The following is a 26,038-nucleotide window of genomic DNA, read 5'->3' as shown; positions in this document are numbered from 1 at the left end:
GCAGTAAATGTAGCAGTAAATTTAGCCGTGATTTAATTACGATTTTTTAAGCTTGATACGTCTGATTATTTGAGACTCTTCATGATAAACTTCAGTATATTTTTAGCATTTAAGGAAAGGTAATGCATTTTGTCATTGTAGGGTGTGGTGCTGTTGGTGGTTATTTTGGTGGTCGTTTAGCACAACATGGGGAGAAGGTTACTTTTATTGCGCGTGGTAAACAATTGCAAGCCATGCAAAAAACTGGCTTAACCATTAAAAGTATTGAAGGCGATGTGCACTTAGATAACCTTAATGTTGTTAATGCTGAAAACTTGACACTAAACAGTTTATCTTCACCTGCAGATGTTATCTTTTTGTGCGTAAAGTCATATCACCTGGCAGAATCTCTTGCACAGATAACACCTTTAATCACTGAAAATACAAAAATTATTCCTTTATTAAATGGTGTTAATGCCGCTGAAATAATGCATGAGTACGGTGTAGCAAAAGAAAATATTATTGGCGGTTTAGCAAAAATAATAGCGGAGAAGTCTGCCGAAGGCGTGATAAATCATACTGGGGCTAAACCGCACATTACTCTAGGCTCATTTTCTGCTTCAACCTCAAAGCGCGCAGATGAGAAAACCCAACCGCAAAAAGCTACGCTAGTTATGGATGAAACCGCACAGCTTAGTGAAATAGCCAAACGATTAACCTTGGCAGGCATTAGTGTTGGCGTGACAAGTGATATCGAATTAGCGTTATGGCGTAAATTTATACTTGTTGCAGCTTGGGGGACTCTAGCATCGGCAAGAAAGTTAAATTTAGGCGAAATTAGAGCGCAAAGCCATATTGCTTTTTTATTAGAGCGTATTGTTAATGAGTATGGCGATATAGCGAGAAAGTCAGGCGTAGGCCTTGGCGACAAACATATAAAAGAAACCTTAAGCTTTTTATCACGCTTACCCGATAGTAGTGAAACTTCAATGCAACGAGATTTAGCCGCAGGATCTAACTCGGAATTCGACGTATTAATTGCCTACCCAGTTAAGCTCGTTGAAAAATTAAATTTATCAGCACCTGTACTAATGCAGTGCTATGAAAGAATAACGAAAAGTCTACCTTAATTGTTTTGGATTATTAAACCTTAACCGTCAATGCAAGGTGAAAGATAAAAAACTTATAATAAATAACAAATTCACCTTCGCTAGCACTTCAGAGGGCGTTAAATTTATGCTATTGTATGGCGAATTTTTATCGTATTAATTAAGTGAAGATTAAATAATGTCAGAAAATAAACTTGAAACAATTGAACAACGCGTAAGCTACGGTGTAGGTCGTCAACTTGGTGATCAACTTCGTAATAACCCTTTTAAAGACTTTGATGTATCAGCTGTACAAGCTGGTTTAGCAGATGCTATTGCTAATACTGAAAGCCAAGTATCTGACGAAGATTTAAATGAAGCGTTTGGTATTGTATCTAAAAAATTACAAGAACTAGAGCAAGCTGAAGCTAAAGTTAAAGCAGCTGAAGGTGAAGCATTTTTAGTAGAAAATGCAAAACGTGATGAAGTAACTACAACTGAATCAGGCTTACAATACGAAGTAATCGCTACTGGTGAAGGCGAAACACCAACAGCAGCAAGCACTGTTCGTGTTCATTACCACGGTACATTCATCAATGGTGATATCTTTGATAGCTCAGTTGATCGTGGCCAACCTGCTGAATTTCCAGTGGGCGGCGTTATCGCTGGTTGGACTGAAGCATTACAATTAATGACTGAAGGTTCAAAGTGGCGTTTATACGTGCCTTACGGCTTAGCATACGGCGAGCGTGGTTCTCAAGGTGCAATACCACCTTATGCAACGTTAATATTCGACGTTGAGTTATTAGCGGTTGTTAGCTAAATAAGCTTATTTTTAAAAGCCCTCAGTTGAGGGCTTTTTTATAAGCTCAATTTAAACATTAAAAATAATTGATAGTAAATCATAGGTATTAAGATATTCATGCAAACACAAGCAATAGAAGACTTATTTCAGCGTTATATAGTGGCGTTTCAGCAACAAGAAATGTCGGCTGTAAAACAATGTTATCAGTTGCCTTGTACGTTGCATACGCCAGATAAGGCAGTTTTAATTACCAATGACAAAACCTTTACAGAAGAGTTTTTAGATATATTTACAGTATTATCACATGCAAAAATATCACATTTTTTGCCATTAAAGTCGAGCTTTAGTCAGTTAAAAGACGATGTCATACTTGCGTGTGTTGATTGGCAGTTTATTGGCCCTAATGAGGAAGTTTTTACGGACTTCTCTGCTTTTTACCATTTAGTTTTAACAACAGGGCAATGGCGCATATTTAATGTAGTGTCACAAGAGCTAAGCCAATCTATTGATTTAGAAACCCCTTTTAAAATTGCTTATAAGTAGACTTATAGCATTACCGTATTAGGAATACGTTTTCATGAAAGTAAAAGTAGCTATTCTAGGTTGTAGCGGGCGTATGGGCCGCAATTTAATTCAAGCAGCAATAGAGCATAAATCTGTTGAACTTGTCGGTGGAAGTGTTCGAGTTGGTTCATCATTCGAAAACTTTGATTTAGGCGAAATAGCCGGAGTTGGTGCTATAGGTCAAAAAACTACAACAGATTATCAAACATTATTAGCAGCAGATGTGTTAATCGACTTTACTTCGATTGAAGCAACATTAGAGCACCTTAATTGGTGTCAGCAACACAATAAAGCATTGGTCATTGGTACTACCGGTTTTTCTGACTCACAAGTCGAAACCATTAAAACCGCAGGTGAAAAAATCCCCGTTGTTTTAGCGCCGAATACCAGTGTAGGCGTAAATTTGTTATTTAAACTATTAGAAGTTACCACGAAAGCAATTGGTGACTATACTGATATAGAAATTTTTGAAGCGCACCACAGGTTTAAAAAAGACGCACCGTCTGGCACCGCAGTTAAAATGGGCCAAGTTATTGCTGACACTTTAGGTCGAGACTTAAATAAAGTGGCAGTTTACGGACGTGAAGGTATTACTGAAGAACGTAGTCGTGAAACCATTGGCTTTGCTACCGTTAGAGCAGGGGACATCATTGGTGAACATACCGCCTACTTTGCAGATATTGGTGAACGACTTGAGTTAACACATAAAGCGAGTTCTCGAATGACTTTTGCTCTTGGTGCAATGCGTGCTGCCTTTTGGTTGAGTGAAGCAACCCCAGGTTTTTATGACATGCAAGATGTATTAGGTTTAAAAAATTAGAAATTACTTAAGTGAATAAAACCTGACTAAATGGTTAGTATTTACGGGTGTTGTGTATAGTAAAGTGTTGTTTTTGACGCTTTTGTTGCAATAACGTTAAAAGTATAGAGTTTTTACAATTATTACTAGACGAAAGAAGCTTACAAGCGTAAAATAAGTGGATTTTGTCAAAAATTTACACTTCATGGTGAACATGAGTAAATTTTTGGCAATTTTTGTGCGTATCGCTTTTATCATTAATGGTTAAGTTATTAGTTGTTTGGCCATTAATTTTCTTTCTTCTTAACGGAGGTTACATTGACTAAATCTGCCATTTTAGTGCTTGAAGACGGCACTGTATTTAAGGGCACCGCTATCGGTGCAGAAGGGACGGCTGTGGGTGAAGTAGTATTTAATACTTCAATGACAGGCTACCAAGAAATTTTGACAGATCCCTCTTATGCAGAGCAAATTGTTACCCTTACATATCCACACATAGGTAACACAGGTACCAATAGTGAAGATGAAGAATCTAGTACTATTTGGGCAAAAGGTTTAGTAATTCGTGATTTACCGCTACTCGCAAGTAACTTTCGTAATGAGCAAAGTTTAGCTGACTACTTAAAAGCAAAAAATATTTTAGGTATTGCGGATATAGACACGCGCAAACTTACCCGTATTTTACGTGAAAAAGGCGCACAAAACGGTTGTATAATCGCTGGTGACTTCAGCGATGACAATGTTGAAGCAGCAAAGGCTTTATCTCAAGCACAGGCGTTCCCTGGTCTTAAAGGTATGGACTTAGCAAAAGTTGTTTCTACGAAAGAATCATACCAATGGACAGAAGGCAGCTGGCAGTTAGGAAAAGGTCATGTTACACCTGAAAACTCACAGTTTCATGTAGTTGCATACGATTTTGGTGCTAAACGTAATATTTTACGTATGTTAGTAGACCGTGGCTGTAAACTTACCGTAGTCCCTGCACAAACCTCAGCTGAAGAAGTTTTAGCGATGAACCCAGACGGTATTTTCTTATCTAATGGCCCAGGTGACCCTGAGCCATGTGATTATGCCATTAGCGCGATAAAAACCTTCTTAACAACGGATATCCCAGTATTTGGTATTTGTTTAGGTCACCAATTGTTAGCTTTGGCTAGCGGTGCACAAACTATTAAAATGAAATTCGGTCATCATGGTGGCAATCACCCTGTAAAAGACTTTGAGCGTAATGTTGTGATGATCACTGCGCAAAACCATGGTTTTGCTGTTGACGAAAATAACTTATCTGACAACTTAAAAGTAACCCACACTTCATTGTTCGATGGTTCAATTCAAGGTATTCATCGTACAGATAAACCTGCGTTTAGTTTTCAAGGCCACCCTGAAGCAAGCCCAGGCCCAACTGATGCCGCTCCGTTGTTCGATCATTTTATCGACTTAATCGTTGCTTCAAAAAAAGCTTAGCCCTTAGACAAGAGAAGAGAGAATAGAAAATGGCAAAACGTACTGATTTAAAAAGTATCTTGATCTTAGGCGCAGGACCAATTGTTATTGGCCAAGCATGTGAGTTTGATTACTCAGGTGCACAAGCCTGTAAAGCGCTACGCGAAGAAGGTTACCGAGTTATTCTAGTTAACTCGAACCCAGCAACTATTATGACCGATCCTGAAATGGCCGATGCAACTTACATCGAACCTATTCACTGGGAAGTTGTACGTAAAATTATTGAAAAAGAACGTCCTTGTGCTGTGCTACCGACTATGGGTGGCCAAACCGCTTTAAACTGTGCGTTAGAGCTAGAAGCTAAAGGCGTTTTAAAAGAATTTAATGTTGAAATGATTGGCGCTACAGCTGATGCAATTGATAAAGCTGAAGACCGCAGTCGTTTCGATAAAGCAATGAAAGCGATTGGTTTAGAAACACCACGCGCTGAAATTGTACACACACTTGAAGAAGCACATGAAGCAAGTAAGAACTTAGGTTTTCCGTGTATTATTCGCCCATCATTTACTATGGGTGGCTCAGGTGGCGGTATTGCTTATAACCGCGAAGAATTTACCGAAATTTGTACACGTGGCTTAGATCTTTCTCCAACTTCTGAATTATTGATTGATGAATCATTAATTGGTTGGAAAGAATATGAAATGGAAGTGGTTCGCGACAAAAATGATAACTGTATCATAATTTGTTCGATTGAAAACTTCGACCCAATGGGCATTCATACAGGTGATTCAATCACGGTTGCACCAGCACAAACCTTAACGGATAAAGAATATCAAATCATGCGTAATGCATCGATTGCGGTATTACGTGAAATTGGTGTTGAAACGGGTGGCTCAAACGTACAGTTTGGTATTTGTCCTGATACTGGCCGTATGGTTATTATCGAGATGAACCCACGTGTTTCTCGTTCGTCAGCATTAGCATCAAAAGCAACTGGCTTCCCAATTGCTAAAATTGCAGCAAAACTTGCAGTAGGTTATACGCTTGATGAATTAACTAATGATATTACCGGCGGTAAAACACCTGCGTCATTTGAGCCAACTATCGATTACGTTGTAACTAAAATACCTCGTTTTAACTTTGAGAAATTTGCTGGTGCAGAAGATCGTCTTACCACGCAAATGAAATCTGTTGGCGAGGTCATGTCAATTGGACGTAATCAGCAAGAGTCATTACAAAAAGCGCTTCGTGGCTTAGAAGTTGGCGTTAATGGTTTTGATTCTATGGTTGATGTAACTCAACCGGGTGCTAAAACCAAAATTATGCACGAGTTACAAGAAGCTGGCGCTGATCGTATTTGGTATATTGGTGACGCCTTCCGCCTTGGTTTAAGTGTTGATGATATTTTCCGCTTAACCAAAATTGACCGTTGGTTTCTGGTACAAATTGAAGATATTATTTTAGATGAAGCGAAAGTTAGCGAAGGTGGCTTAAAAGTATTAACGCCAACTTATTTGCGCAAACTCAAACGTAAAGGTTTCGCAGACTCACGTTTAGCTGACTTAATTGGTGTTGCTGAAGCTGAAGTACGTAAAAAGCGTCATAATGCCAATATCTTCCCTGTTTACAAACGTGTAGATACCTGTGCGGCAGAGTTTAGCTCAGACACAGCTTACATGTACTCAACGTATGATGAAGAATGTGAAGCAAACCCAACCGGCAAAGAATCAATTATGATCTTAGGTGGCGGTCCAAACCGTATCGGCCAAGGTATCGAATTTGATTATTGTTGTGTACACGCAGCATTAGCATTACGCGAAGACGGTTTTGAAACTATTATGGTTAACTGTAACCCTGAAACTGTTTCAACTGACTACGACACATCAGATCGTTTGTATTTTGAGTCAATTACTTTTGAAGATGTGCTCGAAATTGTTCGCATTGAAAAGCCTAAAGGCGTAATCGTACAATACGGTGGTCAAACACCACTGAAATTAGCACGTGCTTTAGAAGCTGCTGGTGTGCCAATTATTGGTACTTCTCCCGATGCCATTGACCGTGCAGAAGATCGTGAACGCTTTCAACAAGCGGTAGACCGTTTAGGTTTATTACAACCAGAAAATGCTACGGTTACTTCTCTTGATGAAGCTATGGCAAAAGCTGAAACCATTGGTTTCCCACTCGTGGTTCGTCCATCTTATGTTTTAGGTGGTCGTGCAATGGAAATAGTTTATGATTTAGATGATTTACGTCGTTATATGACGGAAGCGGTAAGTGTATCAAATGACTCACCGGTGCTACTTGACCATTTCTTAGATGACGCGATTGAAGTTGATATCGACGTTGTATGTGACGGCACAGATGTAGTTGTAGGTGGCATTATGCAGCATATCGAACAAGCGGGTGTGCATTCAGGTGACTCAGCATGTTCATTACCGGCATACAGCTTAAGCCAAGAAGTACAAGACGTTATGCGCAAGCAAGTTACTGACTTAGCGTTTGAGTTAGGTGTTATTGGCCTAATGAATACACAAATGGCAGTAAAAGATGGCAAAGTTTATTTAATCGAGGTTAACCCTCGTGCTGCTCGTACAATCCCATTTGTATCAAAAGCAACGGCGGTACCGTTAGCTAAAGTTGGTGCGCGTGTAATGGCAGGTAAGTCACTGAAAGAGCAAGGTATTACTAAGGAAGTTATTCCTCCGTATTTCTCTGTTAAAGAAGTGGTTATCCCATTTAATAAGTTCCACGGTAGTGATCCTTTAGTTGGCCCTGAAATGCGTTCAACGGGTGAAGTAATGGGTGTTGGCGATACCTTTGAAGAAGCTTATGCTAAAGCTAACTTAGGTGCGGGTGTTTCTGTACCAAAAGATGGTCGAGCTTTAGTTTCAGTGCGTCATAGCGATAAAGGTCGTGTGGTAGAGCTTGCTAAACAAATGGTTGCTTTAGGTTATGAACTTGATGCTACGCATGGTACCGCGGTAATTCTAGGCGAAGCCAATATCCCTTGTCGTTTAGTTAACAAAGTACATGAAGGTCGCCCACATATTCTCGATAGAATTAAAAACGGTGAGTATACCTACATTATTAATACTACCGAGGGTCGTAAAGCAATTGAAGACTCTAAAGTATTACGTGGTGGTGCTTTACGTTACAAAGTGGCATATACTACAACATTGAATGCCGCATTTGCAGCGTGTCAATCACATGCCGCAGACGACCGCAATATCGTAAATTCTATACAAGAATTACACACACGCTGTAAATAAGTTGCTAGAAAAGTTAATTTGTTCTGCAATTTGAACAAATTAACGGTAAAGTAAACGTAAGCGAATAATTTTCTAAAGGTGGTTACCTTCTATTATTTAGTATAGGTAAACCGCCTTTATTGTTTGAAAAAGAAGAGTAAAATGACAAAGTATCCGATGACATTGCTTGGTGCAGAGCAATTAAAAGAAGAATTAAGAGTATTAAAAACCGAAAAGCGTCCACGTATTGTAAAAGATATTGCTGATGCGCGTGAACATGGCGATCTGAAAGAAAATGCTGAGTACCATGCTGCGAAAGAAGAGCAGGGGTTCTGTGAAGGCCGCATTCAAGATATTGAAGGTCGCTTATGTAACGCGCAAGTTATAGACGTAACTAAAATACCTAATACGGGTAAGGTTATTTTTGGCTCAACAGTTACACTATTAAATATTGAAACTGAAGTTGAAGTAACTTATAAAATTGTTGGCGATGATGAAGCTGACTTTAAAACAGGCCGTATTTCATTAAACTCACCAATTGCCCGCGGTTTAATTGGTAAAGAGGTTGATTCAGAAATTGAAATAACTACCCCAGGCGGTATAGTTGAATATGAAATTGTTGGCGTAGAACACATTTAATCTTAACTTTACATTAAGCCCAACAAGGTGGACTTAATGTTCACTGTGTTAATGCATACTTAAAACCAGTAAACGCTATTAATTAAACGTTTACTGGTTTTTTTGTGCCTGACAAACTTCATCATGAGAATTGCTAATAGCTTTTACATTTTTATAGCCCATGCGTTGAAGTTGTTCTGCTGCTAATGTAGCTCGCCCTCCTGAAGCGCAATGGACAAAAATTTCAGCCTCTGAATCTTTGCAATGTGTAGCAATATGCATCTCCAACACTCCGCGAGGAATAGCGATTGAGTTTGCTACCGGCGAAGTAGCAGTTTCTCCAGCTTCTCGAACATCAATAATTATTGCATTTTTGCGACTATAAGCATGTGTTGCACTAACACAGGCAACCGAAGTTTTAGCCTGTGTAACTAGCTCTGGTACTGTTAATAACATTTTTAAATCCTCGAAGTTATGTAAGAAGTATTGAAGAAAAAATGATTGTAAGGCAAGCTACATCTTTTGTATATTAGTTTTTTCTAATGTAGTGTTGATGATTATTGTTTTACCTTGTAGAGCAAACTTCTTACCTGCTGAAATAGTGATAAGATTTTAAAAGTTATGTTGTTCGTGATAAGGCAGATTGTAAAGTTGAGGTACAAAAAAAAAGGGCTAATGCCCTTTTTTGAAATACCAAAATGTTAAGCTAGCTAATATTTAAAGTGCAGCTGCACTTAAGTTGATAGCACTAACAGATTTAACTTAAAACGAATTAAATTTTAGGAATACGAATTTTCTTTTCATCCGTAGGTCTAAAAATAATTAATGTTTTACCAATTACTTGCACTTTTGTTGCATTTGTTTCACGACAAATAGCTTCAACAATAAGCGCTTTGGTTTCACGATCATCAGTAGGGATTTTAATCTTGATTAATTCGTGATGATTTAACGAATAGTCGATTTCGGCAACTACTGCTTCAGTAAGGCCATTATTACCTAGCATTACTACGGGTTTAAGGCTATGTGCTAAGCCTTTTAAATACTGAATTTGTTTTTTATTTAGGTTCATGAACAATTTTCGTTACAAGTTAGCTTGAATTATGACTATTTTACCTCCATCTAGTTTGTAATACTAATATTGTTTACAAACAGTCAGCTTTTAACCGTACATTTATAGTGATTTATGGTTAAAATACAGCTGATACTTTTAAGTAATGCATAAAGTAAACGCGTTTTTAAATAAGCAACTGTTAAAAGCAAAAAAATATAAGTGGATTGAATGAGTAAGAATAAGGTCAGTGTCAGTAGTGCTCGGTGGTTAAAAGAGCATTTTGATGATGAATATGTAAAAAAAGCACAACGTTTGGGCTTACGCTCACGTGCTGTTTTTAAAATTGAAGAGATAAATAATAAAGATAAATTAATTAAACCTGGTATGAAGGTGGTTGATTTAGGTGCGGCTCCTGGCGGTTGGTCAGAATACGCTACGAAAGTAGTCGGTGATAGCGGGCAAGTTGTTGCATGTGACATTTTAGCGATGGACCCTATTGCAGGTGTAGATTTCTTGCAAGGTGACTTTCGTGAAGAAGCAGTACTCGATGCTTTATTAACTCGAATTAATGGTAAAAGTATCGACGTTGTTATGTCTGACATGGCAGCAAATTTTACCGGTAATGACGCTGCAGACGCGGCGCGCAGTATGTATTTAGTCGAATTAGCGCTAGATATGTGCAATCAGGTATTAAAGAAAGATGGCGCCTTTGTAGTGAAAGTGTTCCAAGGAGAGGGCTTTGAGCAATTTATGAAAGATGCTCGAGCCGCATTTAAAACCGTTAGAACTCGCAAGCCAGAATCGTCACGTGCACGCTCACGTGAAGTTTATCTTGTAGCTACGGGCTTTAAATTGTAGTAAATTGGGTGGAATTATTTCTTCGCACCATTTTTAACATTATCAAGAGGTCATTAAGTTGAGCGATATGGCAAAAAATCTTATTTTATGGTTAGTTATTGCAGTTGTATTAATGTCTGTTTTCCAAAGTTTTACTCCTGGAAGCGGCAAAGAGCAACAAGTGGATTACACACAATTTGTTCAAGACGTACGTCAAGGGCAGATTAGAGAAGTAGACGTTGATAGAAATGGCGTTATCAATGGTATTAAACGTAGCGGTGAAAACTTTGTTACCGTTATTCCTGGTGGCTACGATCGTGATTTAATCAACGATCTAGTTAAGCAAGGTGTTAACGCATCGGGCGAATTACCAGAAGAACAAAGTTTCTTAATGACAATTTTTGTCTCTTGGTTCCCAATGATATTGTTAATTGGTGTATGGATTTTCTTCATGCGTCAAATGCAAGGTGGGGGCGGTAAAGGCGCAATGAGTTTTGGTAAGTCTAAAGCGCGTTTATTGGGCGAAGATCAAATTAAAACAACTTTTGCTGATGTTGCTGGTTGTGACGAAGCGAAAGAAGAAGTAACAGAATTAGTTGATTACTTGAAAGATCCAACACGTTTTCAAAAACTAGGTGGTCGTATTCCATCAGGTGTTTTGATGGTGGGTCAACCAGGTACAGGTAAAACGTTATTAGCAAAAGCAATTGCTGGTGAAGCTAAGGTACCTTTCTTTACTATTTCAGGCTCTGATTTTGTTGAAATGTTTGTTGGTGTTGGTGCATCTCGTGTGCGCGACATGTTCGAGCAAGCTAAAAAATCAGCTCCTTGTATCATCTTTATCGATGAAATTGATGCTGTAGGTCGCCAACGTGGCGCAGGTATGGGTGGTGGTCATGATGAACGTGAACAAACACTGAACCAAATGCTGGTTGAAATGGATGGTTTTGAAGGTAATGAAGGCGTAATCGTTATTGCTGCCACTAACCGCCCTGATGTATTAGATCCGGCGTTACTTCGTCCTGGTCGTTTTGACCGTCAAGTTACCGTTGGTTTACCTGATATTCGTGGTCGTGAGCAAATTTTGAAAGTTCACATGCGTAAAGTACCTTTAGGTGATGATGTTAAAGCCTCTGTTATTGCTCGTGGTACCCCAGGTTTTTCTGGTGCTGACTTAGCTAACCTAGTAAACGAGGCGGCTTTATTTGCTGCGCGTTCAGCACGTCGTGTTGTAGGTATGGCTGAATTTGAAAAAGCGAAAGACAAAATCATGATGGGCTCAGAACGACGCTCTATGGTGATGACTGAGTCAGAAAAAGAAATGACTGCTTATCATGAAGCAGGACACGCGATTGTAGGTCGTTTAGTGCCAGATCATGACCCAGTTTATAAAGTGAGCATTATGCCACGTGGTCGGGCATTGGGTGTAACTATGTACTTACCTGAGCAAGATCGTTTCAGCCACAGTAAGCAGCATCTAGAAAGTAACATTTCATCTTTATACGGTGGTCGTATTGCAGAAGAAATGATTTACGGTTTTGAAAAAGTTTCAACAGGTGCTTCAAACGATATTGAGCGCGCAACACAACTTGCACGCAAAATGGTGACACAGTGGGGCTTCTCACAAAAAATGGGTCCTATGCTATTTGCTGAAGAAGAAGGTGAAGTATTCTTAGGAAGAACATCGTCTAAGTCATTAAATATGTCTGATGAAACGGCACGTGCAATTGATGAAGAAATTAAAGATTTTGTTAATCGTAATTACGATCGAGCAGAAAAAATATTAAAAGACAATGAAGATATTCTTCATGCAATGAAAGATGCGTTAATGGAATATGAAACTATTGATGCTTTGCAAGTTGATGACTTAATGAATCGTACTAAAGTCCGCCCACCAGCTGATTTTGATGCAAGAAGCTCTGATGACAAATCAGACAATAATACTGATTCAAGTAAGCCTTCAGCTAAAAAAGATGAAGAAGTAAAGGAAACTAAAGAGCCGAAAAGCTCAACTGATAATTCAGATATTCCAGCTTCTTAATCGCTAGAGAAATTATTAAAGCCTCAAAGGATTAAATCTAACCGTTTAATTTATATTGAGGCTTTATTATTTTAACTTTTTAAAACACCAAAGCTGTTTGAGAAGTTAAAATAATAAAGAATTTGTTATAAAGAGATTACAGTGCTAAACCAACTTGTTTGCCCGAATTCAGTCATAGATTTATCAACACCACAAATAATGGGCATTTTAAATGTTACACCTGATTCATTCTCTGATGGTGGTAAGTTTGCCGATTTTGAACCAGCATTAGCGCAAGTTCAACGTATGATTACTGATGGTGCTACTATTATTGATATTGGCGGTGAGTCTACACGCCCAGGCGCCGAAGAGGTAAGTGAAGCCGATGAGCTCGCTCGTGTTATACCTGTACTAAAAGCCATTAAAAAGCGTTTTAATATTTTAGTATCTGTTGATACAAGTAAAGCTAAGGTTATGAGTGCTGCTATAGCGGCAGGCGCTGATATCATCAACGATGTACGTGCTTTACAAAACGAGGGGTGTTTAGCTGCATTAGCGGCAAGTAACACTCCTGTTTGCTTAATGCATATGCAAGGCTTACCCCGAACTATGCAAAATAACCCAAGTTATGAAGATTTGATTAACGATATTATAGCTTTTTTTCAGCAACGTATTAATGCATGTGTTAATGCAGGAATTTCACGTGATCGTATAATTCTAGACCCCGGTTTTGGTTTTGGTAAAACACTCGAGCAAAACTTTCATTTATTGGCGAATGTATCGAAATTCTCTTCGCTCGGCTTACCTATACTCGCTGGGATGTCTAGAAAATCGATGATCGGAAATTTATTGAATCGAGAAGTTGACCAGCGACTTGCAGGTAGTATAAGTACTGCATTAATAGCTGCTCAACAAGGTGCGCATATAATTCGTGTACATGATGTGCAAGAAACCGCAGATGCACTAAACATATTAAAAGCAGTGACTGATAATCGTTAACAGAGTCAATCACAGTAATTTAAAAATTAATAAAATAAGAATATTGAGATAAAGGAAGATAGAAATGTCACAAAGAAGATATTTTGGTACTGATGGAATACGAGGTTTAGTAGGCCAATACCCAATTACACCTGAATTTGTTATGAAGTTAGGTTATGCAGCAGGGCGCGTATTAGCGGCGCAAGGTACTAAAAAAGTATTAATCGGTAAAGACACTCGAATCTCCGGTTACATGTTGGAGTCAGCCTTAGAAGCTGGTTTTTCAGCGGCAGGTATAGATATTGGCTTATTAGGCCCTATGCCAACACCAGGTATCGCTTATTTAACTAAAACCTTCAGAGCTGAAGCTGGCATTGTGATCAGTGCATCGCACAATCCATTTTATGATAATGGTATTAAATTTTTCTCCCAAGACGGACAAAAATTACCTGACGATGTTGAATTAGCCATTGAAGCAGAATTAGATAAAGACATGGGTTGTGTCGAGTCAGCACATTTAGGCAAAGCCTCGCGCATTGCAGATGCCGCTGGACGTTACATTGAGTTTTGTAAAAGTAACTTTCCAAGCCAGTACTCATTAAAAGGCATGAAAATCGTCGTTGATTGTGCTCACGGTGCCACTTACCACATTGCTCCGAATGTATTTCGAGAGCTAGGCGCAGACGTTATAGAAATAGGTACATCACCTAATGGCACTAACATCAACCATGAGTGCGGCGCTACTTCTATGGCTGCAATAAGTGCCGCGGTTGTAGAACATCAAGCTGACTTAGGCATTGCCCTTGACGGTGATGGTGATCGCCTAATGATGGTTGATCACACAGGTTATGTTATAGATGGCGATGAAAGTGTGTATGTTATTGCTTGCAATGATTTACAAAATGGCAGTATTGATGGTGGTGTTGTAGGGACATTAATGAGTAACATGGGCTTAGAACTTGCCCTTGCCGATATGGATGTACCTTTTGCACGAAGTAATGTTGGTGATCGCTACGTTATGGAAATGTTAAAACAAAAAGGTTGGAAATTGGGCGCAGAAAACTCAGGCCACGTTATCAACTTAAACCATACCTCAACTGGTGACGGAATAATTGCGGCATTAAATGTACTAACTGCAATTTGTAATTCAGGTAAAACGCTATTTGAATTACGACAAGGCATGACTAAATTACCGCAAGTGTTAGTGAATGTTAGATTCTCTGGCGATAACGACCCGTTAACCAATGCTGACGTTTTAGCTTCGGTTGATCGCGTTAATGACAAACTCACCGGCCGTGGCCGAGTACTTTTAAGAAAATCAGGCACCGAACCGTTAATTCGCGTAATGGTAGAAGGCCCTGAACATGACGAAGTTACTGCGTTAGCAAATGAAATTGCCGATGCTGTAAAACAATCTTTTTAGAAAAAAACTTCGCTCGATTTTAAAGTCGAATGAATTATGAGCAATTAAACAGGATATTGATTGAAATACTTGTATCTTGTCGATAGGTTAGTTAATATCTCGCCGCTTTGATTTAGGAATGATAAATGAAAAGACTTTCGATAGTTGCAGCAAACTGGAAAATGAATGGCAGTTTAGCTTTAGTCAACTCAATGGTTTCAGAATTAAATAACGTCACGTTAAATGAAAATGTTGAAGTAGTTGTTTGTCCTAGCTCTCCTTACTTAGCGGCTTTTAATGCAGCTAGTGCTAGTACGAATTTATCTGCAGCATTTAGTTTAGGTGCTCAAAACTTTAGTGAGCATAATAGCGGTGCATTTACCGGTGAAGTTTCAGCGTCAATGCTACAAGAAGTTGGTGTGAGTTACATCATAGTAGGGCATTCTGAGCGTCGAAGTATTTATAATGAATCAAGCGCTCTAGTTGCTAAAAAAGTTAAAGCAGCGTTAGCATCTGGCCTTAAACCTATTCTTTGTATAGGTGAAAGTGAAGAAGAACGTGCAGCAGAAAAAACTGAAGTTGTATTGGCTGAGCAGTTACAGCCAGTTATTGACGAAGTTGGTATTGAAAATTTTAAAAATGTTGTTATTGCGTACGAGCCAGTTTGGGCAATAGGTACAGGAAAAACAGCATCGCCAGAAATGGCACAAGAAACCCATCAATTTATACGTGAATTTATCGCTAAATTTGATGAAAACGTCGCAGATAAATTGCCATTGTTGTATGGTGGTAGTGTAAATGCGAAAAACTGTGAAGAATTATTTGCACAAGCTGATATCGATGGTGGATTAATCGGCGGTGCTAGTTTAAAAGCCGAAGAATTTAAAATAATTTGTTCGGCAGCAAAGGGAAAATAAAATGTTGTATCAAGTGTTAATTGTAGTGTATTTGATCGTTGCTTTATGTTTAATTGGTTTAGTACTAATTCAACAAGGTAAAGGTGCTGATATGGGCGCATCATTCGGTGCAGGCTCTTCAGCCACTATTTTTGGTTCAAGCGGTTCTGGTAACTTCTTAACAAAATCGACAACTTACTTAGCGATAGCATTCTTTGTTATTAGTTTAGTGTTAGGTAACTTAACAGCAAACCGCGTTAAAGCCGGTGCTGACTTTGATAACCTAGCTGTACCAGCTGAACAAAGTATTCCTGCTGATACTATCGTACCTCAAGCAACAAATGACGATGTACCTGCAAGTGATGCCGCTGTAGAGAAAGTAAGCGACGTTCCAAACTAGTTTTAAAAATTTGCAGATATGGCGGAATTGGTAGACGCGCCACCTTGAGGGGGTGGTGCCTTAGGGCGTGAGAGTTCGAGTCTCTCTATCTGCACCAAATACAGGTTTTATAAAAACCGATAAAGACCGAAAGCTTCTAATTATAAAGAGCTTTCGGTTTTTTTATGCCCATTAAGCACCATTGCGAGGTATTGAAATCCAGATGTTTTAGGAGTACTTTTAGGAGTACCAGCAAATAGCACAAATTTCGGTACTCCAAAAAATGGCTAGGAACACTATAAAACTGACCAATACAGCAGTTAAGAATGCTAAAGCAAAAGACAAAGAGTATAAATTAAATGATGGTGAAGGCTTGAAGCTAAGGATTCGCCCAAACGGATCTAAAACATGGTTATTTGATTATTATAAACCTCACACCAAAACTAGAACTTCAATCGGCTTTGGTTCTTTTCCTGAAGTTACACTAGCAGCAGCAAGAGAAAAAAAGCGTATCGCTCGCACGCAAATCTCTGAAGATATCGACCCAAAAGAATTCAAAGACGATTTAGCACGTAAAAATAAAATAGCGGCTAACAATACATTAGAGGTGGTCGCCTCAGATTGGTTTGATAAAAAGAAGAAAACAATTGCAGAAACTACTGCAAAGTCATTATGGCGTAACTTTGAAAAACATGTTTTTCCAAAAATTGGTAAAAGACCTATTGCGAAATTGTCAGCGCCAGAAGTTATTCAAACGCTTAAAGCTCTAGCAGCAAAAGGAAGTTTAGAAACTGTTGATAAAATTGCCGGCAACCTTAATGCTGTAATGAAATATGCTGTGAATACAGGCTTAATACATGCAAACCCATTGTCAGGTATTAGAGCCGCATTTGATAAACCTAAGGTTAAGCATATGCCAACGCTTGAGCCTGAAGAACTGCCTCAGTTAATGAAAACGATAAGTTATGCCAGTATTAAGCTAACCACTCGTTGCTTAATCGAATTTCAGTTACATTGCATGTGTCGCCCAAATGAAGCTGCGGGGGCAACTTGGAGTGAAATAGACTTTGAAAACAAGCTTTGGTTAATTCCCGATGAGCGAATGAAAAGGGGTAAACCACATACAATCCCATTAACTCCTCAAGTACTAGAGATATTAGAGCGAATGAAGCCGATAAGCGGACATTGTGAACATATTTTTCCATCAGATAGACAACTTACTAAGGGAAGTAACCCAGAAACAGTAAATAAAGCATTAGGTCGTATGGGCTACAAAGGCCGTCTAGTAGGGCATGGCTTAAGAAGTTTAGCTAGTACAACCCTTAATTCGCTTGGCTTTGATGGAGATGTGATAGAGGCGGCATTAAGCCATCAAGACGAAAACAAAGTCAGATCAGCTTATAATCGATCTCAGTACCTTGAGCGCAGGCGAGTTTTGATGGCTTTTTGGTCTGAGCATATAGAAAATGCCGAAAATTCAAAAGTTTCTTCAGCCTTTAATGTTAAGCAGTTTAAAGTGGTTGGTGAATGATGGTTAATAAGCGAAAAGTAAAAACAACAAAGTCTGGTGATACGACGAAAACTTTTATTAAATATGGTTCTAGCTATAAAAGAACATCGTTGAATATTATGTATGAAACAGACGTTAATATTAATGACTCAGCTGATAAGCTAAAGAGTATTATGCATGTTCCTGATCATGAAAAAATGCTTTTAGATATCGAAAGTACATTATTTGAATGGCTCAAAGACAACAATTTACCAACATCAGTACCAAAAGGGGAATATCTACCAATAACACTTAGAAATAAGCATTTAGACACTAAAGGAACTATAGAGGCTTCATTTTGTTTATCTGAAATTGATGCATGCAGAGCGTATAGCAAAGAGGGGAGTTTTAAAAACTCCTACACGTCGGCATTGAACTTGGTAGGGAGATTTTCTAGATTCATTTATAGCATAAACGAGCCTGCTATCTCAAAAGGTTCTACTAAAAACATCAACAATGAAACAAAACTTAATGATCAACAAATTGATATTTTGTGGGAATATTTCAACTCTGATAAGTGCCAAATAAAAGAATCAGGAAAAAAAAGAAATCTTACAGAGGCACGAATAAATGCAGCCGAATATGGAAAAGAGTTATTTCAATTAAAGTCTTTATCAGTGGAAACATTACGCCAAAATTATTTTAAGAATAAATAAGCAAACTTTGGTAGCACGCTAGGTTACCAAAGCATTAAAAGACTCTAATGCCCTCAACACGTTTTATTAAAGCCAAAGAGGGTTAATTATGAGTTATACAAATCAAGCTAGTATTCAAGTTTTACGCAAGCCAGAAGCATTAGGTTTATTACCTATTTGCAAATCTACATTCCAATCACAAATAAAAGAAGGGTTGCTTTGTTCTCCAATTTCATTAGGGGCAAGGTCCGTTGGTTATCTTGAACATGAGATCAAGGAAGTTCTCAAGGCCAGAATAGCAGGCAAAACTGACGACGAAATTAGAACTCTTGTCATTAGTCTTGAAGCGCAACGGAAGGATATTTAACCAATGAAACATCTAAATCACGATCTCACTGGTAAAGCGCTGAGAGAACAAATTCAGCATTTTCAAGATATTGCCAACAATAAAGAGGTTGCGCGCCAATGGGCTGCCAAAGCCGAGGCTCAATTAATACATATACCTTGGTTAAAGCTCGTATTGAGAAAATCTAACGAGCAAGAAAGTGGGTACTTTATCGACCTTTGGAATCAGTCTCCGCAATACAGAATCGTATACGATATGGGCGGTACGGTTCGACATTTACCAATATTTCTAACAGATACTGAGGCCTTAGCTCTTAAATTGAAATTCGATAATGCGGTTAAATTTTGCGACAACACAAACCCTTTTAGAAATGAAGTTGAAGCGTACACGGTTTTTATAAATGACTTATTTAAAAAAGCTATTCGTTTAGATAAAGCATACTTTCACAAGCCATATAAATTTTATTCACTAGCAGATGGAGACGGGATCGTTTTTTGCGAAGATGAAAGCACCGCTGAAGAAATTGAGCTTCATAAAGATCAAGTAACACGATTTAATCAAGCACAAAAACAAAAATCTAACGCTGAGCAGCCTAAAAAAGGCATTAAAAGCTTTTTTAGATCTTTATACTCTTTATAGCTTTTAGGGGAAAAAAAAGTGGTCAACTCTGAACAAGTTCAAAAAGTAATTGATGAAAGTATGGTAGGCATAGATAAAGCCTTTGCTAAATTCAACATGCCAGAGACAGAAGAAAATAGCTTTAACAGTACCATTATTGATGTTAGTGATATTGATATAACAAAGCCATATAAGAATAGTTTACTAGGTCTTATTTGCGACAATATGAAAGCGCAAGCAAGTAGATTATTGCCACTGAGTTATCCGCTTTATGGGCTGCAATTATTGTCTCTAGTGGCTGGCAATAATCGTGGTTTTGATGGTTCAAAACTAAATTTATTTACCATCATGATCTCGGAAACAGGGTCAGGCAAAGATTTGGGGCAAGCGTTTTGTGCTACGGTTGCTAATCAACTTTCCTTATCTAAATTTATATTCGATAAGCCTCGTTCTGACAAAGATATGATAACCAATTTAATAGATGGGGATGGCAAGTCACTCTATATTGTAGATGAGTGCCAAGGACTCTTTAGAGGGCTAGAAAATTCAAACGCACAACATTATATTTCTGGTATCGGTGACGAACTCTTAAAAATGAGTACCGCTCGAGTATATACGCTTTCAGGCCTGCATAAGCGAGAGTTTACTGAGCGTGGGGTTAAAGAATTAAATTTCGTCAATCGATTAATTGAAAAAGAGGTTGATGACATTAAACGGATTAGGTTAGAGCGCAAAGCGCAAAAAATAGAAAGATCACTTAATTGTATCGAAAATGGTTTTACAGGTATTAATGTCAGCTTTGCGGGAACCAGTACACCAAAAAATTTAGATTCATTAATTTGTGAGCAAAATCTAGAAAGTGGACTACTTGCTCGAGCTATTATATTTCGAAACGATGATGGTAGACAGCCACTTTCTGACAATTCTAGCCATAACATTAAGCCTGAAATTTTCGAGCGCTTAAAATCAATTAAAGACTCTGAAAATGTACCAGTCAATGCCGATGAAGATGCGAAATTCTTTCTTGATTATGTACGATCATATTATGACCAAGAGGTATATCGTAACAATGAACGTACTGGCCCTTTGTACGCCCGAATTTTTGAACGAGTTAAGGTGTTGTCATCATTGCTAGCTTTGGAAAGTGGCATGATTAAACTCGATGATTGTCGCTACGCTTTAGCAATTTGCCTTAGAAGTATTGCGGATTGTGAATTTTTGGCGATACAGTCATTATCAAAAGAAAGCACATTTTTAAATCCTGAAAATTTTACAGAAGAAATCACGGCTAGAGTCTTACGATTTACTAAAGGTGCTGATAATGGTTTATATGCTTCAAAATTAAAGCAGCGTGTTTCAAAGTCGTTTAAGAATCCAAGGCAAAAAGCTATGTTTGATAATTTATACAACAATGTTATTCAAGGCTTGGAAATAATGGGTAAAATACAAATAAATGGAAAAAAAATTAATCATACAGGGGCTTTTTAGCCCCTTTTTTACTTCTTTTACTAAAAACACTGCTTCTTTTACTTATTTTGACATTATCTCTATCACAACAAGTGATTGTAAGTTTATGATAATTATTACTTTTATCCCATTTACCCCGTTTTCTCACTCCGAGATAACTCATAACTTATTGATAATTATTGTTTTTATCCCATTTATCCCATTTATCCCGTTTTCTAGGGGTATATAAAAAACAACTCGGCTAAATTAAAAATAGAAAATAATATGTACTAATAAAAACAGAGGGGGAGTATAGGGATAAAGGGATAAATATATATATTTATTATGTATATATTGCCTACACCCCTTTAAATACAGGTACTTTACTTTTTATCCCGTTGGGATAAAAAACGGGATAAATCGGGATAAATAAAAGTAACGCTATTTTGAGTGCCACCTTTGTTATTTTGGGCGGTTAACTCGAATAGATGCAATGCCGTAAGTATCAAGTGGCGCACTTGGCAAACTATAACTATTACTGGCTCTGCTATTAGGTGACATTTGAAATTCTTTATAATATGCCCGTACAGCAAGCTGAGCTTCAGACAACATTTTCAAAGCAGGGTTAGCTTTTCTAGTAACTCCTTTTTCAGTGGCACTTTCCATAACTGTGCCATTTTCAGCTAATGAGATCATAGATTGATCTATCAAAGCCAGATTAATCGCCAACGTACCGAGTGCAAAACGGTCACTTGTTTTTATATCGACTTTATTAATATTCAATTCTGCCAGTACGGCTTTGAAATATTTCTTTTGCTCGCGTGTACGAACAAATAATGGCGGTTTTATATTCATTTTTACTCCATGGAAAAAAAGTTTGAGCCGAATTCAGTCAGAAACGAGGAAAACGGGGATAGAGGCCACTATTAATGCTACTTTTAAGCAGCCCCCCTAACATTTTTTTATTATTAATATCAACATTATCGATCTTTACTTAGAGAATATATCTAATCATTGCCACTTTGATCATTTAAAGCTGCAACAGCTTGCGTATGGTATGAAGCGATACATTCATCACTAAACTGGCTAGAAGATGGTTCTAAGCCTTCTTTAGCTCTAGCCTCGTTAATGGTGAGTACACCACTAGCAATACCTTTAGAGTGAGACTCAAAGCGTTCAGCAGGTGAAGCCTTTAAGAGTTCAGAACTATCAAACGCTACATAGCCAGTGCCGAATATAAGCTTACTGTTAAACTGTTCTTCAATTGCCTTTAACCAAGGTTTTAGCGTTATATTGTAAAATTGGCGTAATGCTTGTGCATCAGGTTGATCAGCAAACATACCTAAAGGAATATTGAACATTTCGGCTATGTCATTGTTACCTGCCTGACGAGTAGCCAAAAGCTCTGAATCAACTGAACTAGCATCAACCTTTCTAAGCTTCAAACCGTTTTCAAGAACCATCGTGCCACCTTTTTTAGAGGTTGAACTGTAGCGATCTTCAATATCCTTTTTTAATCTAGTAACGGCATTGCTATCTTTAAACACCATGTCAGTTTCTAGAACAAAAGATGCAGCCAAGCCATTGGCAAAAAGGTTACTTGAGCAATTGCGATTAGCTAATGATTCTCCTATAGAGTCGCGGCACTGGGTAAGTGGGCTAGTGCCTGTTAATGACCCTGAAATTGGTGAATTTTTCAAGTGTATTACTTCATCAGCATTATAGTTAAAAGTGTTTGATGGTCTACTATCTGCGCCTTGCTGTGTGTATGTATACCCTATTCGATAATTAGGCAACGCTTTAACTTGAACACTCGTTGCAGGCAAAATATGCAAACCAATAGCAGCGCCAGAAGTATTATGCTCAATGTATATAAAGCCATCACCATGCGTTAAAGCATCACGCATAAGCAATTCTTTAAATTCGTATGAAGTCTGGTAGCTGTTCGGCTTTGCCAATAACTTCGCTATTGCCGATTGTTTTTGAATCTTGTTTGCTTTGTAAACTTCAATTGGTAGTGAAGCAATATTTTGTGCAATAAGATCAATGCAGCGTTTAACTCTTGGTAGCGATAAAGCACTAACAGTATTCACGTTAATACCGCTTGTGCTTCGTACATTTTGACTTGCTAAAAGCTGATCTAATGTTTTACTGCGAGTTTCAATATTTCGTTTAAAAGGCCACATATTAGATTAGCTCCAGTAATTGAAATTGTGCTTTTAGCGTTTGAATAGCAGACGTTTGAGCGATAGCAGAATTTAATAAACTACGGGCATCAACTTTATTGGCAGCATAAGCACCAACTGCACAAACTGTTATTTCATAAAGGCGTGCTTTTGAGATATATCGAATTGGTGGACTTGCCTCGTGATCCCATTCTTCGACATCAGCCACAAAGCCAAACGACAGAGAATCTAAATCCCTACGTTTAACTTGTTCGTATAGATCAACGTGTGCTTGAATTTTATTACTTAAATGAATAGTTACTTCTAATTCTGTAGCGTTTTCTGATAACTCGAGCGTGTTACTGGTGGTTTTTCCTAAAAGCAAATCATGGTTATGTTCAACTATTGCTTTGACTGGCTCACCACTGGCTAAGCTATCACTAAAACTTGTTGGCTTAATCACTTCGACAAAACCACCTAGGTCACGACTAACAGAATTAAAAGCAACCGAGCCAATAAGTTTCATGTTATCGGCTTTGATGTTGGTTGCTCTAATTTCCATTACTTACCCCCTAAGCAGCTTTCTTAAGAATAACTAAAGCTTTGCTGTCCGTAACACCGCCACCGTAATAAGCGGTGTTGTGCATTTTGACATAGCCAGGACTCGTGATCATATCTTTGAGCATTTTTGTACCAGTGGTATGAGAAACAACCGTATAGCCACGGGCAATATCACCAAACAAAATTTCATCATCTGGCATTTGTTCGTCTATATGTACGGGCTTACCAAATAGCGTATCAGGTTCGCCAGCCGTAACAGCTTCAAGATAAATATACCGGCCTGTAGTATCTTTAATACCTAGCAAGGCATAAGCAGCGTTATCATTCATAATGTATGAGGCGGCTTTACGGTATGCTTTTGGCAATGCTTTTTTAAGTGCGCGAACATCATCAAGATCAAAAACACCACTAGCAGTAGAAGTAATTTCTTTAATTTGACCGAAAGCAGGCGTTGCAGAACGGGTATAAGTTAAAATGCCTTTTGGTTGTCCAGTACCAGTACCAATGAAAAGAGCTTTGTTTAGATCTTCGGCAAATTGTGCGCTTGTTTCACTTGCTAACCATTCTTCGATATTAAAATCACTTTGGTCTAAAATTTCAATTGTAGCTTTTGGATAAGCATATAAAGCATTAACTGCAATGGTCACTTTATTCATTTTACTTGTAGCTGTTTCACTTCGGCTTTCTGACTCAGCAGCCCAACCCGACTGACCACCACCAACACTAACAATTTGCTCATAAGAGCTTGAACTAATAGTTTTAGGAGTAGCTAAGCCCATCAGCGTTACTTGATCACGCATTTGTACGGCAATTACTTTATCCAAGCTTGGAACAACTGCAAAGCCACCATCAGCATTAACACCAACACTTAGCGAGCGACTATCACCAGTTTTCACAAAGGTACGCATTTCAGCATTGCTTGGCTTGTCAGTGCTGCGCTGCTCTGTGTTTTCGCCAATTAACGAGCGTTCTTCATCAGCTAACGCTTGTGCATGGTCAATGTGGCTATTGATGGAAGTAAGCTGAGAACGTAACTCAGTAAGTTGTGTATTTTCTTCGCCTGTCATTGAACGCTTTTCATTTTCAACTTTAGACATAATTGAGTTTGCGCTTTTGACTAAAGCGGCTTTGTTTTGACGTAGTTCTAATAATCGTTTCATTTTATTCACCTGTAATGAGTTAAATCGAATTAAATTCTGTTTACAGGTAGATTCTGGCATATTATTTGCCGCAAACCAAATAAAACACGACCAAATGGGTTTTTATCAAATTTAATTCTGTCTCGGTTTGATTTAACGATTTAAATACGCTATTTTTACAACTGAGGCTTTATTCACCTCAATCACTTTTTATTGTTAAGTTAACTGGTTTTATTTCTCTGAAAAAAGTAAGCCCCTTGCGACCACCAAGGGGCTTTTTATTGCTTGTTGTTAAATTTCCACTAAGCTTTAGCTAATAAATAATTCAAGGATGAATGAACATGGAAAGCTTTATCCCTCCCAAAGTGCTTGTTCGCACATGGTTACAGTTAATCAAAACTGATTACTTACCCCCAGAACAGAAAGCTTTAATTGAAAAAAATTTAGAGAAAATCTTTGGCTCTGTTGAACTGGCTGATTTTTATTTGTTGGAGTGATTAAGGTAAATAAAAAAAGCCCTTAGATGTTAAGGGCTTTGATAATAAAATATGTTAGGTGGTTATATCTTAATCGATCATGTTGTTATTGAGTCGATACATTCATATTGTGAGTAGTGTTAGTTTCTGCAAAATTAATAACTACCCCATCTCTAATTAAAATATCAAGCATGTGAGTTGACATATCAGACGTTGTTTTCATAGTGAAAGTTTGAACTGAGCCAGTACCACCAGTATATGAGTACACCCACTTTTCTTCTGTTTCATTTAAAACACTTTTAATACTAGGCTCGCCAAATATTTGTAAAAGTTCGGTTGAAGTTGTTTTGTTTTTCTTTATTTGAGCAACCTGCTCAGAAGTAAATTGATTTCCATAATCTACTTTAGAACTATAAGTACAGCCTGAAAAAGAAAGTACAGCAACGAGAAGTAAAACGCTTTTAGGTAAGAATGTTTTGAACATAACTTTAATAATCCTTATTAAGTTTGAAATATAATGAGTGTGTTATATTATTAAAAAGTATATTCATACTTTTCAATACTCCTCTTTTTATCATAACTACAAAGCTTCTGACACTATAATTTTCTATTGAAAAGTTAAAGGCTATTGTATAGTTAACGCGTGTGCAAATATGTGCAATCCCATATTAATCCGAACACTCGTCTAAATATTTATAGAATAATTAAAATAGATTGAAAATATTTTAAATAAAATGTGTTTATTTTTACTCTGCATATAGGTGCAAATATATGATTATTTGTTGTAGGAGTACTAAAGGCGGTACTGAAAAGTTTTTGGTTGGTTTAATTCAATTAAATCAATGTTTTATTTTGGTTGTCGAGTCTCTCTATCGCACCACATACAGGTTCTATAAGAACCGGTAAAGACCGGAATAACCTTTATAATTAAGGTGTTCCGGTTTTTTTATGTCTGAAGTTTTATGCAACTGTTTGAATTATATTAGCGGTGATTTA

General features: G+C 37.8%; 26 protein-coding genes and 1 tRNA gene. 20 read left to right on the top strand and 7 right to left on the bottom strand.

All coding sequences use genetic code 11. The features are described 5' to 3' along the window. The first annotated feature begins 122 nt into the window (after positions 1-122). The 7 genes from B6A32_RS08045 to greA all read left to right on the top strand — a co-directional run bounded on the left by B6A32_RS08045 (position 123) and on the right by greA (position 8,565). On the top strand, positions 123-1,109 hold the full coding sequence (locus B6A32_RS08045; RefSeq protein WP_085302774.1) for a ketopantoate reductase family protein: 987 nt from the start codon (positions 123-125) through the stop codon (positions 1,107-1,109). 157 nt (positions 1,110-1,266) lie between these two features. Beyond that, positions 1,267-1,890, top strand: a complete 624-nt coding sequence (locus B6A32_RS08040) for an FKBP-type peptidyl-prolyl cis-trans isomerase (RefSeq protein WP_085302772.1) — start codon at positions 1,267-1,269, stop codon at positions 1,888-1,890. A 99-nt stretch (positions 1,891-1,989) separates the two neighbouring features. Then, on the top strand, positions 1,990-2,415 hold the full coding sequence (locus B6A32_RS08035) for a hypothetical protein (protein ID WP_085302770.1): 426 nt from the start codon (positions 1,990-1,992) through the stop codon (positions 2,413-2,415). 34 nt (positions 2,416-2,449) lie between these two features. Next, on the top strand, positions 2,450-3,256 hold the full coding sequence (dapB, locus tag B6A32_RS08030; protein ID WP_085302769.1) for a 4-hydroxy-tetrahydrodipicolinate reductase: 807 nt from the start codon (positions 2,450-2,452) through the stop codon (positions 3,254-3,256). Between the two features lie 297 nt (positions 3,257-3,553). Beyond that, positions 3,554-4,699, top strand: coding sequence for a glutamine-hydrolyzing carbamoyl-phosphate synthase small subunit (gene carA / locus B6A32_RS08025; protein ID WP_085302767.1), 1,146 nt, complete (start codon positions 3,554-3,556; stop codon positions 4,697-4,699). A 29-nt stretch (positions 4,700-4,728) separates the two neighbouring features. Next, complete coding sequence (carB, locus tag B6A32_RS08020; protein ID WP_085302766.1) at positions 4,729-7,947, top strand: carbamoyl-phosphate synthase large subunit; 3,219 nt, start codon at positions 4,729-4,731, stop codon at positions 7,945-7,947. Positions 7,948-8,088: 141 nt separating this feature from the next. Further along, a complete protein-coding gene (gene greA / locus B6A32_RS08015) occupies positions 8,089-8,565 on the top strand; it encodes a transcription elongation factor GreA (protein WP_085302765.1) in 477 nt (158 codons plus the stop codon). Positions 8,566-8,655: 90 nt separating this feature from the next. Here greA and B6A32_RS08010 read toward each other — a convergent pair whose 3' ends face one another. Then, complete coding sequence (locus tag B6A32_RS08010; protein ID WP_085302763.1) at positions 8,656-9,000, bottom strand: rhodanese-like domain-containing protein; 345 nt, start codon at positions 8,998-9,000, stop codon at positions 8,656-8,658. A gap of 316 nt (positions 9,001-9,316) precedes the next feature. Further along, positions 9,317-9,613 carry a ribosome assembly RNA-binding protein YhbY gene (gene yhbY / locus B6A32_RS08005; protein WP_085302762.1) on the bottom strand — a complete coding sequence of 99 codons (297 nt, stop codon included), beginning with the start codon at positions 9,611-9,613 and terminating at the stop codon, positions 9,317-9,319. Positions 9,614-9,823: 210 nt separating this feature from the next. Between yhbY and rlmE the strand changes: the two genes are divergently transcribed. The 12 genes from rlmE (at position 9,824) to B6A32_RS07945 (ending at position 20,743) form a co-directional block, all read left to right on the top strand. Continuing rightward, a complete protein-coding gene (gene rlmE, locus B6A32_RS08000) occupies positions 9,824-10,453 on the top strand; it encodes a 23S rRNA (uridine(2552)-2'-O)-methyltransferase RlmE (protein WP_085302760.1) in 630 nt (209 codons plus the stop codon). 67 nt (positions 10,454-10,520) lie between these two features. Beyond that, positions 10,521-12,473, top strand: a complete 1,953-nt coding sequence (gene ftsH, locus B6A32_RS07995; RefSeq protein WP_198946882.1) for an ATP-dependent zinc metalloprotease FtsH — start codon at positions 10,521-10,523, stop codon at positions 12,471-12,473. A 198-nt stretch (positions 12,474-12,671) separates the two neighbouring features. Then, on the top strand, positions 12,672-13,451 hold the full coding sequence (gene folP, locus B6A32_RS07990; protein WP_085302892.1) for a dihydropteroate synthase: 780 nt from the start codon (positions 12,672-12,674) through the stop codon (positions 13,449-13,451). Positions 13,452-13,515: 64 nt separating this feature from the next. Continuing rightward, entirely contained in the window at positions 13,516-14,853 is a 1,338-nt protein-coding gene (gene glmM / locus B6A32_RS07985) for a phosphoglucosamine mutase (RefSeq protein ID WP_085302757.1), read from the top strand. 125 nt (positions 14,854-14,978) lie between these two features. Next, complete coding sequence (tpiA, locus tag B6A32_RS07980; protein ID WP_085302756.1) at positions 14,979-15,749, top strand: triose-phosphate isomerase; 771 nt, start codon at positions 14,979-14,981, stop codon at positions 15,747-15,749. Positions 15,750-15,753: 4 nt separating this feature from the next. Beyond that, complete coding sequence (gene secG, locus B6A32_RS07975; RefSeq protein ID WP_198946888.1) at positions 15,754-16,128, top strand: preprotein translocase subunit SecG; 375 nt, start codon at positions 15,754-15,756, stop codon at positions 16,126-16,128. Positions 16,129-16,140: 12 nt separating this feature from the next. Next, positions 16,141-16,225 (top strand) — tRNA-Leu (locus B6A32_RS07970). 165 nt (positions 16,226-16,390) lie between these two features. Further along, entirely contained in the window at positions 16,391-17,638 is a 1,248-nt protein-coding gene (locus B6A32_RS07965) for an integrase domain-containing protein (protein ID WP_085302753.1), read from the top strand. After that, positions 17,635-18,312, top strand: a complete 678-nt coding sequence (locus B6A32_RS07960) for a hypothetical protein (RefSeq protein WP_143327885.1) — start codon at positions 17,635-17,637, stop codon at positions 18,310-18,312. Before B6A32_RS07965 ends, B6A32_RS07960 begins: the two co-directional genes overlap by 4 nt. 88 nt (positions 18,313-18,400) lie before the next feature. After that, a complete protein-coding gene (locus B6A32_RS07955) occupies positions 18,401-18,658 on the top strand; it encodes a helix-turn-helix transcriptional regulator (protein WP_085302750.1) in 258 nt (85 codons plus the stop codon). A gap of 3 nt (positions 18,659-18,661) precedes the next feature. After that, positions 18,662-19,276 (top strand): hypothetical protein, encoded by a 615-nt coding sequence (locus B6A32_RS07950; protein WP_085302749.1) that lies wholly within the window; start codon positions 18,662-18,664, stop codon positions 19,274-19,276. A gap of 18 nt (positions 19,277-19,294) precedes the next feature. Further along, a complete protein-coding gene (locus B6A32_RS07945; RefSeq protein WP_085302747.1) occupies positions 19,295-20,743 on the top strand; it encodes a hypothetical protein in 1,449 nt (482 codons plus the stop codon). Positions 20,744-21,163: 420 nt separating this feature from the next. On the opposite strand, the gene B6A32_RS07940 is transcribed toward B6A32_RS07945, so the two are convergent. From B6A32_RS07940 to B6A32_RS07925, 4 genes are all read right to left on the bottom strand, one after another. Next, positions 21,164-21,556, bottom strand: a complete 393-nt coding sequence (locus tag B6A32_RS07940; protein WP_085302746.1) for a P27 family phage terminase small subunit — start codon at positions 21,554-21,556, stop codon at positions 21,164-21,166. 152 nt (positions 21,557-21,708) lie between these two features. Further along, entirely contained in the window at positions 21,709-22,887 is a 1,179-nt protein-coding gene (locus B6A32_RS07935) for a phage portal protein (protein WP_085302744.1), read from the bottom strand. 1 nt (position 22,888) lies between these two features. Then, positions 22,889-23,428, bottom strand: a complete 540-nt coding sequence (locus tag B6A32_RS07930) for an HK97 family phage prohead protease (protein WP_085302742.1) — start codon at positions 23,426-23,428, stop codon at positions 22,889-22,891. 10 nt (positions 23,429-23,438) lie between these two features. Next, complete coding sequence (locus B6A32_RS07925; RefSeq protein WP_158088465.1) at positions 23,439-24,587, bottom strand: phage major capsid protein; 1,149 nt, start codon at positions 24,585-24,587, stop codon at positions 23,439-23,441. Positions 24,588-24,907: 320 nt separating this feature from the next. Here B6A32_RS07925 and B6A32_RS19260 point away from each other — a divergent pair, with 320 nt between their 5' ends. Then, positions 24,908-25,063, top strand: a complete 156-nt coding sequence (locus B6A32_RS19260) for a hypothetical protein (RefSeq protein WP_158088464.1) — start codon at positions 24,908-24,910, stop codon at positions 25,061-25,063. Between the two features lie 85 nt (positions 25,064-25,148). Here the strand turns inward: B6A32_RS19260 and bamE are convergent, their stop codons facing one another. Continuing rightward, entirely contained in the window at positions 25,149-25,526 is a 378-nt protein-coding gene (gene bamE / locus B6A32_RS07920; RefSeq protein ID WP_085302728.1) for an outer membrane protein assembly factor BamE domain-containing protein, read from the bottom strand. Positions 25,527-26,038 lie beyond the last annotated feature (512 nt).

It is taken from the genome of Colwellia polaris, from assembly GCF_002104515.1.
Lineage (GTDB): Bacteria > Pseudomonadota > Gammaproteobacteria > Enterobacterales > Alteromonadaceae > Cognaticolwellia > Cognaticolwellia polaris.
Note: the sequence above shows the minus strand (reverse complement) of the source record. Positions and strands in the feature narration are given on the sequence as shown.